The organism is Clostridium sp. E02 (assembly GCF_003833015.1).
Taxonomy (GTDB): domain Bacteria; phylum Bacillota; class Clostridia; order Lachnospirales; family Lachnospiraceae; genus Lacrimispora.
Map to the genome: position 1 here is coordinate 24,572 of NZ_RJLQ01000009.1, position 11,253 is coordinate 35,824.

At 41.4% G+C, this 11,253-nt stretch carries 11 protein-coding genes; all 11 read left to right on the forward strand.

Translation table 11 applies throughout. The features are described 5' to 3' along the window. Positions 1-5: 5 nt before the first annotated feature. The 11 genes from EFT72_RS08090 (at position 6) to pepT (ending at position 11,243) form a co-directional block, all read left to right on the forward strand. Entirely contained in the window at positions 6-971 is a 966-nt protein-coding gene (locus EFT72_RS08090; RefSeq protein WP_124066409.1) for an RluA family pseudouridine synthase, read from the forward strand. A gap of 6 nt (positions 972-977) precedes the next feature. Further along, positions 978-1,511 carry a Holliday junction resolvase RecU gene (locus EFT72_RS08095; protein WP_124066410.1) on the forward strand — a complete coding sequence of 178 codons (534 nt, stop codon included), beginning with the start codon at positions 978-980 and terminating at the stop codon, positions 1,509-1,511. A 127-nt stretch (positions 1,512-1,638) separates the two neighbouring features. Then, positions 1,639-2,919 (forward strand): ATP phosphoribosyltransferase regulatory subunit, encoded by a 1,281-nt coding sequence (gene hisZ, locus EFT72_RS08100; RefSeq protein WP_124066411.1) that lies wholly within the window; start codon positions 1,639-1,641, stop codon positions 2,917-2,919. Beyond that, entirely contained in the window at positions 2,916-3,566 is a 651-nt protein-coding gene (hisG, locus tag EFT72_RS08105) for an ATP phosphoribosyltransferase (RefSeq protein ID WP_124066412.1), read from the forward strand. The genes hisZ and hisG overlap by 4 nt, the downstream gene beginning before the upstream one ends. Continuing rightward, positions 3,563-4,855, forward strand: coding sequence for a histidinol dehydrogenase (gene hisD / locus EFT72_RS08110; RefSeq protein WP_124066413.1), 1,293 nt, complete (start codon positions 3,563-3,565; stop codon positions 4,853-4,855). Before hisG ends, hisD begins: the two co-directional genes overlap by 4 nt. Before the next feature lie 21 nt (positions 4,856-4,876). Next, complete coding sequence (hisB, locus tag EFT72_RS08115; protein ID WP_124066414.1) at positions 4,877-5,464, forward strand: imidazoleglycerol-phosphate dehydratase HisB; 588 nt, start codon at positions 4,877-4,879, stop codon at positions 5,462-5,464. 12 nt (positions 5,465-5,476) lie between these two features. Further along, the gene (gene hisA / locus EFT72_RS08120; RefSeq protein WP_124066415.1) at positions 5,477-6,220 is read left to right on the forward strand and encodes a 1-(5-phosphoribosyl)-5-[(5-phosphoribosylamino)methylideneamino]imidazole-4-carboxamide isomerase; all 744 of its coding nucleotides are present in this window, start codon (positions 5,477-5,479) and stop codon (positions 6,218-6,220) included. Further along, positions 6,217-7,503 (forward strand): bifunctional phosphoribosyl-AMP cyclohydrolase/phosphoribosyl-ATP diphosphatase HisIE, encoded by a 1,287-nt coding sequence (gene hisIE, locus EFT72_RS08125; RefSeq protein ID WP_124066416.1) that lies wholly within the window; start codon positions 6,217-6,219, stop codon positions 7,501-7,503. The genes hisA and hisIE overlap by 4 nt, the downstream gene beginning before the upstream one ends. Positions 7,504-7,525: 22 nt before the next feature. After that, complete coding sequence (locus EFT72_RS08130; protein WP_124066417.1) at positions 7,526-8,278, forward strand: MurR/RpiR family transcriptional regulator; 753 nt, start codon at positions 7,526-7,528, stop codon at positions 8,276-8,278. Positions 8,279-8,404: 126 nt separating this feature from the next. Beyond that, a complete protein-coding gene (locus EFT72_RS08135) occupies positions 8,405-9,781 on the forward strand; it encodes a 6-phospho-beta-glucosidase (RefSeq protein WP_124066418.1) in 1,377 nt (458 codons plus the stop codon). 193 nt (positions 9,782-9,974) lie between these two features. Continuing rightward, positions 9,975-11,243: a peptidase T gene (gene pepT / locus EFT72_RS08140; RefSeq protein ID WP_124066419.1), complete on the forward strand. Its 1,269-nt coding sequence runs from the start codon at positions 9,975-9,977 to the stop codon at positions 11,241-11,243. The last annotated feature ends 10 nt before the right edge of the window (positions 11,244-11,253 follow it).

Genomic DNA, 11,253 nt, shown 5'->3' on the forward strand with positions numbered 1-11,253 from the left:
ATATCATGCAGTCATTGATTGTATCCAACAACGAAGCAGGACAACGTATGGATAAGCTGCTTATAAAATATTTAAACCTTGCAGGAAAAAGTTTTCTCTACAAGATGATGAGAAAAAAGAACATTGTATTAAATGGGAAAAAATGCGATGGTTCGGAAAGGCTGGTTCAAGGGGATGAGATTAAACTATTTCTTTCCGATGAAACAATAGCTAAATTTTCCGAAATAAAGATACCTGTTGTGAAGAAGGTGAGCTTAGACATTATTTATGAGGATGATCATATCATTTTGCTAAATAAGCCGGCTGGTATGCTATCCCAGAAAGCAAAAGACACCGATGAGTCCCTTGTCGAATATATGATAGACAATCTAATTACGAGAGGACAGTTAAAGAAAGAACAGTTAAGGAGTTTTCGTCCCTCTATCTGCAACCGCCTGGATCGGAATACCAGTGGTCTTGTGGTGGGAGGAAAATCTCTGAAAGGACTTCAGGTGATGTCTGCGGTATTTAAGGACAGAAGCATACACAAATATTATCAGTGTGTGGTAAAGGGAAAGGTATTAGAAAAACAGGTCATTCGAGGTTTTTTATTAAAAGACGAGTCCACGAATCAAGTAACGGTTTATACCAATGAATTACCAGGCAGTGTACCGATTATAACAGAGTATGAAGCAAAGGGTTATTTTGAGGGTTACACGTTATTAAATGTGACTTTAGTAACTGGCCGGACACACCAGATCAGAGCCCACCTTGCTTCTATCGGGCATCCAATTGTTGGAGATTATAAATATGGGGATCCGTCCGTCAATGAAGAGGCAAAAAAGCGGTTTTCTATCCACTCACAGCTCCTTCATTCGTTTCAGATCGTATTTCCTGATCTGCCGCACCCCCTTACCTATCTGTCTGGTAAAACCTTTTATGCACCATTGCCAAAATCATTTTCGAATGTATGTGCAGAATGGAGGAAGTAGGGGGATATGGGAACATGGAAAACGAGAGGGCTGCGAGGTTCAACTTTAGAAGAGTTGATTAACCGCAGCAACGAAAGCTATCGGGAAAAGGGGTTGGCTTTGATTCAGAAAATTCCAACTCCGATTACTCCCATTGCCATCGATAAAACCAGCCGCCACATTACCATGGCATATTTTGATCAGAAAAGTACGGTGGATTTTATCGGTGCCGTGCAGGGGATACCTGTATGTTTTGATGCAAAGGAATGTCAGACGAATACATTTCCTTTGCAAAACATCCATGATCATCAGGTTGCTTTTATGGACGCATTTGAAACACAGGGAGGCATTTCTTTTATTCTTTTATCCTATACGCAAAAAAACGAAGTCTATTATCTGCCTTTTGATCAGATCAGGGCTTTTTTTCAAAGGATGAAAGATGGAGGGCGCAAAAGCTTTACTTATGACGAAATAGATAAATCATGGCTGGTTAAAAGTCACAGAGATATACTCGTTCATTATCTTGAGCTGGTTCAAAAAGATTTAGAACGAAGAGATTGACAAGATCCGATTTCTCGCCTATAATTAACTACACGTTATCGTGCTATCGAATTATCACTTTACCTTTAGAAAGTGGATGAGGAAAGTTTTAGGAAGAGAGTAAACCCTTTTAAGGACGGAGGTAGTTATGGCAAATAAACAATTACATACACCGGATGGAGTCCGGGATATTTATGGAGCGGAATGTACTAGAAAATTGATTGTGCAGGATAAAATGTTGAAAATATTCCATTTGTTTGGTTATCAGGACATAGAAACCCCCACTTTTGAATTTTTTGATATCTTTAATGAATCAAAGGGAAGTGTAAAGGCGAAAGAGATGTTTAAATTTTTCGACCGGGATAATCATACTTTGGTATTGCGGCCAGATGTAACTCCAGCCATTGCCAGATGTGCAGCAAAATATTTTCTAGATGAAGCCATGCCCATTCGCCTTTGCTATATGGAAAGAACTTTTATCAATCATTCCAGCTATCAGGGGAGATTAAAAGAAGTCAGCCAGACTGGAAGTGAGTTAATTGGAGATGATTCCCCGGAAGGGGATGCAGAAATTCTTGTTATGACAATTGAAGCATTAAAAGCAGCAGGCCTTACAGAGTTCCAGATTGAACTTGGCGAGGTGGATTTCTTTAAAGGGTTGTTAGAAGAAGCCGGTATGGATGGGGAGATGGAAGAAGCACTCAAGGAGTTAATTGAGAATAAAAATTTCTCTGGTGTGGAAGAACTGGTAACGGCTCAATCGATATCAGAAGAGCTAAAGCAGGTGTTTTTAAAACTGCCGGAGCTGTTTGGTTCACTAGAACAGATTCAGGCGGCGAAAGACCTGACCAATAATCAAAGAGCGCATCGAGCCATTGAACGACTTTTAGAAGTCCACCGGATTTTACAGTGTTACGGCGTAGAGGATTACGTTTCTTATGATCTGGGGATGATTAGCCAGTACCAGTATTACACCGGAATTATCTTTAAGGCCTATACGTATGGAACTGGGGATTATATTGTAAATGGAGGCAGATATGATGGACTTTTAAAGCAGTTTGGAAAAGATGCTCCTGCCGTTGGATTTGGAATTTCTGTTGATGATTTGTTACTTGCACTTAATAGACAAAATATTGAGACTGAAGTGTCTATGGCTCATACTATCATTCTCTATGAACCAGAATCCAGAGATCAGGCAATTGCCCTTGCAGGTCATTTTCGCCACTATAATGAAGCGGTTGAACTCCAGACAAAGATACCGGATCGATCGGTGGATTCCTATGGAGAGTATGCCATACATAGGAATTTAAAGAATCTGCTTTATTTGGATAATACTGGAAATAAGGTCACGGCAATCAATCTTTTGCTTGGAACTACAGATGAACTGCCGTTATCGGAGTATTTACAAGAAACGGGGGGGAATCCATGAGATATTTAACATTTGCACTGGCAAAAGGACGATTGGCGAATCAGACTTTAAGGATGTTTGAACGGATTGGTATCACATGTGAAGAGATGAAAGAAAAAGATTCCAGAAAACTTATATTTACCAATGATAAACTGGGCTTTAAGTTTTTCCTTGCAAAAGCAAGTGACGTGCCTACCTACGTGGAATATGGAGCTGCTGATATAGGGGTGGTGGGAAAAGATACTATTCTGGAAGAAGGAAGAAAGCTTTATGAAGTAATGGACCTGGGAATAGGCAGATGCCGCATGTGCGTATGCGGTCCTCCCTCTGCAAAAAAGTATCTAAAACATCATGAAAGAATTCGTGTGGCGACCAAATATCCAGAGATAGCCAAGGATTATTTTTATAATAAAAAACATCAAACGGTGGAAATTATTAAATTGAATGGTTCCATAGAACTGGCACCCATTGTAGGACTCTCTGAGGTCATTGTGGATATTGTGGAGACAGGTTCTACGTTAAGAGAGAACGGACTAACCGTTTTAGAAGAAATTTGCCCTCTGTCTGCCTGTATGGTAGTCAATCAAATCAGTATGAAGCGGGAGAATGATAGGATCACGAAACTAATCATGGATTTAAGACTTTTGCTGCAGGAGGAGAACCAATGAGAATTGTAAAACTAGAGGAGACATCCAAGAAAAACATTCTTTCTGATTTGTTAAAACGAGATCCCAATCAATACACGGATTATGCGGATGCAGTTCAAAAAATTGTGAATTGTGTTAAGGCAGATGGGGACTCCGCTGTATTTCGTTATACCAAGGAATTTGACAAAGCAGATCTAAATAAAGATACCCTCCGGGTGACGGATGAGGAAATAAAAGAAGCACTTAATCAGGTGGATGAGGCACTTCTTACGGTTATGAAAAAATCTATGAAAAACATCCGGACTTTCCACGAAAAGCAGAGACAGTATAGTTGGTTTGACAGCAAACCAGATGGTACCATACTTGGACAGAAGGTAACGTCTCTTGAACGGGTGGGGGTTTATGTTCCCGGAGGGAAAGCTGCCTATCCGTCTTCGGTTCTTATGAACATTATACCTGCGGAGGTTGCTGGGGTAGATGAGATCGTTATGGTGACGCCTCCGGGAGTGGATGGAACAGTCAATCCGGTTACGTTAGCGGCGGCGCATCTTGCTGGTGTCACTGAAGTCTATAAGGTGGGTGGAGCGCAGGCGATTGCCGCACTTGCATTTGGTACGGAATCCATTCCACGGGTTGATAAGATTGTAGGACCCGGTAATATCTTTGTAGCTTTGGCAAAGAAAGCGGTTTATGGGCATACCAGTATTGATAGTATCGCAGGTCCCAGTGAAATCCTGGTTCTTGCAGACGAAAGTGCCAATCCTCGTTTCGTGGCTGCGGATCTCTTATCTCAGGCAGAACATGACGAACTAGCTTCTGCGATTTTAGTGACTACCAGTATGGAATTGGCTGAAAAAGTTTCAAAAGAAGCAGAGGCATTTGTCGATGAATTATCCCGTTCTCAAATTATAAAAAAATCTCTGACTCATTATGGCTATCTTCTAGTTGTAGATTCGATGAAGGTTGCCATCGAAGTGGTCAATGAAATCGCTCCGGAGCATTTAGAAATCGTGACAAAAAATCCATTTGAAGATATGACTAAAATTCGAAATGCAGGTGCCATATTTCTCGGTGAATACAGTTCAGAACCATTGGGTGATTATTTTGCAGGTCCCAACCATGTTCTTCCTACCAATGGTACTGCTCGCTTTTTCTCGGCTCTCAGTGTGGATGATTTTATCAAAAAATCAAGCATTGTCTATTATTCCAAAGATGCTTTGATGAAAGTACATGAGGACATTGAAACGTTTGCACAGGCGGAGCAGTTAACGGCTCATGCGAATTCTGTGAAGGTACGTTTTTCAGAATAATAGAGAGAAAAGAGGAATAAGATGGGACGTAGCGCAGATATAGTAAGAAACACCAAAGAAACCAAAATTCAGTTAAAATTAGATCTCGACGGAAGTGGAAACGCAAAGGTAAACACAGGAATCGGATTTTTTGACCATATGTTAACCAGCTTCGCTCGTCATGGATTCTTTGATCTTGAATTAGACGTGATCGGGGATCTGGATGTAGATACGCATCATACCATAGAAGACACGGGAATTGTCTTAGGAACGGCAATCAAAGAAGCCCTGGGAGACAAGCAATCCATCCGGCGCTATGGCAATATGATTCTGCCTATGGATGATGCGTTAATTCTTTGTGCAATTGATTTATCCGGCAGACCGTATCTCGGTTATGACGTTTCCTTGTCAGCGGAGCGCGTGGGTGATTTTGAAACCGAAATGTGCAAGGAGTTCTTTTATGCCCTATCTTATGCAGGAGAAATGAACATTCATATCAAAAAACTAGCAGGTGAGAATAACCACCATATTCTGGAAGGGACATTTAAGGCATTTGCAAAAGCTCTTAGTGAAGCGGTGTTAAGAGATTTAAGAATCACCGGAGTTTTATCGACCAAAGGAATATTGTAAAGGAGAAACCATATGCAGCTCTATCCAGCGATTGATTTAAAAGATGGACAATGCGTCCGTTTAAGGCAAGGGGAATTCAAAGACATTACGGTGTATTCCAAACAACCGGAAGAAATTGCCGCACTCTGGCAGTCGAAGGGAGCTACCTATCTCCATCTGGTTGATTTAGACGGAGCCAAGGCCGGTCATTCGGTGAATCGGCCGGTGATTCAAAAAATTGCAGAAACAGTTACCATTCCCATACAAATAGGGGGAGGGATTCGAAGCGTAGAGGGAATTGAGTCCATGCTTTCTCTTGGAATTTCCCGGGTAATTATTGGAACAAAGGCGGTGGAACAGCCCTTGTTTATCAGGGACGTGGTAAAAAGATTCGGAGCGGAAAGAATTGTGGTAGGCGTAGACGCAAAAAATGGCATGGCAGCAGTCGATGGCTGGGAGAAAGTAAGCAGCATAACAGCCTTGGATCTATGCCTCCAATTGAAGGAATATGGAATCCGTCATGTTGTTTATACAGATATAGCGAGAGATGGAATGTTAAGCGGACCCAATGTCGCATATACAAGAATGCTGACCCTTGAGACAAGTCTTGATGTCATTGCTTCTGGAGGAATGTCCTCAGTGGAAGATTTAAGACAGCTTGATGAAGCGGGTGTTAAGGGTGCAATTATTGGAAAAGCTCTTTACGAAGATAAGATTGATCTTTCTGAGGCAATTAATACATTTGAAGGTAAGAACTATGGGAGGGAGAATCCATGAATTATAAAAAAATAATAGCTGGCTTTGGAATCAAGGAAGGCAAAGCGGTCAGACTAGACGACTTTACCACCTATTATGAGGAGTCATTGTTATCTCTTGCTGCTTTTTACGGAGATAGTGGTGCCGATGAACTATTGTTATATGATCTTTCGGAAACAGAGGAGGATCATGAAAAAACCATCGGTCTGATGAAGGAGATTGGGCGGACCTCTGATATTGCTTTTCTTGCTGGTGGAAGAGTCAAACGACTGGAAGATGTGAAAAAGTATTTGTATACAGGAGCAAAAGCCACCTTTCTTACCGTTAACTTAGATGAAAATGTGGATATTATGAAAGAAGCATCCGATCGTTTTGGTGATGATAAGATTTATGCTTATCTTCCTGGTATTTCTTATCTTGCCCAAACAAAAGAGTACTCACAGCTTGGAGCAACGGTTATGATTCTAGGTGGTGAGGTGCTTAAAGAGAAGGAACTGGATGCGGTATCCTCTTGTAGTCAGCCATTTCTGATTATGGGCCAAATGAAAGACAATGGTTTGCTTCTATCGGTATTTAAAAAAGAGAATGTCGCAGGGATTATTGGTATCTTTGATGAAAAAACAAGCTGTATGAATTGGAAGCAGGAATTAAAAGCACAGGGGATTGGAGTAGATACCTTTGAAAGTTCTGTAAATTTTTCTGAATTTCAGTTGAATGAACGGGGACTCATTCCAGTAATCACTCAGGATTACCGTACAGGGGAGGTATTAATGCTTGCCTATATGAATGAAGAGGCATTCAATGAAACTATAAAAACCGGATTGATGACGTATTATAGCAGAAGTAGGAAGTGTCTCTGGATCAAAGGAGAAACCTCTGGGCATCATCAGTATGTAAAGTCCTTGTCTCTGGATTGTGACAATGACACACTGCTTGCAAAAGTAAATCAAGTTGGAGCTGCGTGTCATACAGGAGCAAAAAGTTGCTTTTTTCAGGAACTGGTTAAGAAAGAGTACCAGGAATCCAATCCTTTAAAGGTATTTCTAGAAGTCTTTTCTGTGATCCAGGACCGAAAGGAAAACCCAAAAGAAGGTTCCTATACCAATTACCTTTTTGATAAAGGCATTGATAAAATTCTGAAGAAGCTAGGAGAAGAGGCGACAGAAATTGTGATCGCAGCAAAAAATCCAAATTCTGAAGAAGTTAAATACGAGATATCTGATTTTCTATACCATATGATGGTGCTAATGGCTCAGAAAGGGATTTCATGGGAAGATATTACCAGAGAACTAGCAAATCGGTGAACAAAGGATTTCTAAGAGGTGAATGGCAATGACATTGTTTTCCTGTCAGGTGATGGAACAATTTGGGGAACTGGACTACGAGGTTTATAATTATATATTAAAAAACAGTGAGAAAATACCGTATATGACGATCCGGGAGGTGGCGAAGGAAGCTCATGTGTCCACCACTACCATTACCCGGTTCAGCAGAAAAGTCATGTGCAGCGGTTTTTCCGAATTTAAGGTGCGGTTTAAGCTGGAGAAGGAAAAGAAAGTGTCTGTGAAAAAAAGATATGATTTATCTTCCATCACGGATTTTTTGGAACGGGTCAATACGGAGACCTTTCAAAAACAGCTGGACACAATCGCCGGAGTGATTGCAGGCAAACGGCAGATTATATTTATTGGTACTGGTAATTCGGGGATTATGGCTGAGTACGCAAGCCGCTATTTCTGCAATATTGGAATCTTTTCCACGGGGATTAACGGTCCCATGTTTCCGATTAATCTGGAATTCCCGGAGGAAAGCATCATAATTGTTTTGTCTGTGGAGGGGGAGACGAATCTTCTGATAGAAAATTCTTCTATTCTAAAGGAAAGTAGCAGCACTCTGGTATCTATTACAAACAGCAGGAACAGCACTCTGGCTAGAATTTCAGACTACAACATTTCCTACTACATTCAAAAAGAGAGAAAAGAGACGGATGAGATGAAGGTTGATATCACTTCTCAGATTCCGGCAGTTTATATTGTGGAAGCCTTAGCAAGGCTGACTATGGAAAAGAAACAGGGATAAAACACTCTGTTTTTTTTATGGTACAAATGCCAAAACATCATTGATTGTGCCCAAAGAAGGCGAATTCGTTCCCTTTCAATGTTTTTTGGAGTATGCTTTTTCTATCAAATACCAGGAGGTAAGTAGATGAAAGAGAAAATTAAAATAGTAACCATTGGTGGCGGGTCCAGTTATACCCCCGAATTAATAGAAGGATTTATTAAGCGAAAGGGTCAGCTTCCCATCGGGGAGATCTGGCTGGTGGATATTGAAGAAGGAAGAGAGAAGCTGGAAATTGTAGGGAACCTTGCAAAGCGGATGGTGAAAGCGGCAGGTCTTGACTGGGAAGTACATTTAACTCTGGATCGGAGAGCGGCTTTAAAGGATGCAGATTTTGTTTCCACTCAGTTTCGGGTAGGACTTTTGGAGGCACGGATTAAGGATGAACGGATTCCTTTATCACATGGCGTGATCGGTCAGGAGACCAACGGTGCAGGCGGTATGCTTAAGGCACTGCGTACAGTTCCAGTCATTCTGGAAATTGTGGAAGATATGAAGGAGCTTTGTCCCGATGCCTGGCTTGTAAACTTTACCAATCCGTCCGGTATGGTAACGGAAGCGGTAATGCGTTACGGCAAATGGAATAAGGTAGTGGGACTGTGCAATGTTCCTATCATGTGCAGAAAGATTGCAGCAGGTGCCTTAAAGGAAAAGGAAGAAGACTTGTTTTTCCGGTTTGGAGGCTTAAACCACTTCCATTGGCACAGAGTGTGGAATCATGAGGGTATAGAAAAAACAGGAGAGGTTCTTGAGTCTGTATACACAAAGCCAGATGGTCTTAAAAATGCCATGCAGGGACTGAAAAGCTCTGGCGTGCAGAATATCCCCAATATCGCTTTTTTATCAGACCAGATCCGTAATCTTGGAATCATTCCTTGTATGTATCACCGATACTATTATATTACAGATGATATGCTGAAGGAAGAACTGGAGGCGTTTGCAAAAGGGGAAACCAGAGCGGAGCTTGTAAAGAAAACGGAAGCAGAGCTTTTTGAACTTTATAAAGACCCTGACTTAAATAGTAAACCAGTCCAGCTTGAAAAGCGGGGAGGAGCATTCTATTCCGATGCGGCCTGTGAGCTGATTGCCTCCATTTATAACGACAAGAAGACAACCATGGTTGTGAGTACCAGAAACAACGGTGCCATCTCCGATCTGCCGGATGATGTAGTTGTTGAAGTCAGCAGTATTATTACAGCAGGCGGTCCTGTTCCCATCTCCTGGGGCGGCTTTGATTCCTCTACCAGAGGCTTGCTGCAGCTGATGAAGGATATGGAGCTGACTACCATAAAAGCAGCAGTCAACGGGGACTATGGGACTGCCCTACAGGCATTTACACTAAATCCGCTGGTTCCAAGCGGGAATATAGCAGGGACGATTCTTGATGAGCTATTAGTGGCTCACAAGAAGTATCTTCCTCAGTTTCAGGAAAAGATCGCCCAGCTGGAAGCAGAAAGTAAATAATCTTTCCAGTCAGGCTTTAACATACTCGGTTGATAGACATAGGTTTTCATCGTTCCCTGTCCATAGACAGAAAAAAAGGGATATGGTATAATAAGGAATTGAATTATTCTTTTGGAGTATACTATTTAGATACTTGATAAGGATAAGATTCATAAATATAGGATTAATTTTATAGAAATGAGGCGATGATACCATGTCAGATGTTTTAAGTCATTTTTTAAAGTATGTTTCTTTTGACACACAGTCAAAGGATGATGTAGAAGCGGTGCCCAGCACGGAAAAACAAAGAATTCTTGCCAACGAACTGGCATTAGAATTAAAGCAGATGCACGCACAAGAGGTAACAGTGGACGAGCATAGTTATGTGTATGCAACCATTCCTGCGACCATAGATAAAAAAGGTCCTGTTCTTGGGTTGGTAGCCCATATGGATACGTCTCCAGCCTTTTCAGGGACTTATGTGAAACCTCAGATCATAAAAAACTATGACGGCGGCGATATCCTTTTAAACAAGGAAACAGGGCTGCTTTTAAAACCAAGCGATTTTCCAGATCTTTTAAAATATAAGGGACAGGATTTAGTCACCACGGACGGAACTACTTTGCTGGGAGCCGATGACAAAGCTGGGGTCGCTGAAATCATGACTATGGCTGAATATTTGCTATCCCATCCAGAAATCCCCCATGGAACCATACGCATCGGATTTACACCAGACGAAGAGGTGGGACGAGGTGCTGACTTTTTCGATGTAAAGGGATTTGGTGCAGATGTTGCCTATACAGTCGATGGAGGAGGACTTGGAGAGCTGGAATATGAAAACTTTAACGCAGCATCTGCAAAAGTACAGATTAATGGCTCAAGCATTCACCCAGGATCTTCCAAGGGAAGGATGAAAAACGCTTTGCTCATTGCGATGGAATTTCAGAGTATGCTTCCAGTGGCGGAAAATCCGATGTATACAGAAGGGTATGAAGGTTTCTTTCACCTGGATGGTATGAGTGGAACCGTGGAAGAAGCTCACTTGAATTATATTATCCGGGATCATAGCAAAGAAAAGTTTGAAGAAAAAAAAGAGATTATTACTCGTGTAGCAGAGTATTTAAACCAGCGTTATCGTGACAAAACAGTAGAACTTGCATTAAAAGATAGTTATTATAACATGAAGGAAAAGATTGAACCGCATATGTACTTGATTGATATTGCAAAAGAGTCCATGGAAGAGATTGGGATTGAACCTCTGGTGACTCCAATTCGTGGAGGAACGGATGGTGCCCGACTTTCCTATGAAGGACTTCCTTGCCCCAACCTATGTACCGGCGGTTATAATTACCATGGTAAATTCGAATTCATTCCAGTTCAGTCCCTGGAAAAAGTAGTGGAATTGCTTCTTAAAATCGTCGAGAAATTCTCCAAACGGAATTTAAAAAAAACAGACAACGTATCATGCCTCATCTCCAGATAAAACGGGATGA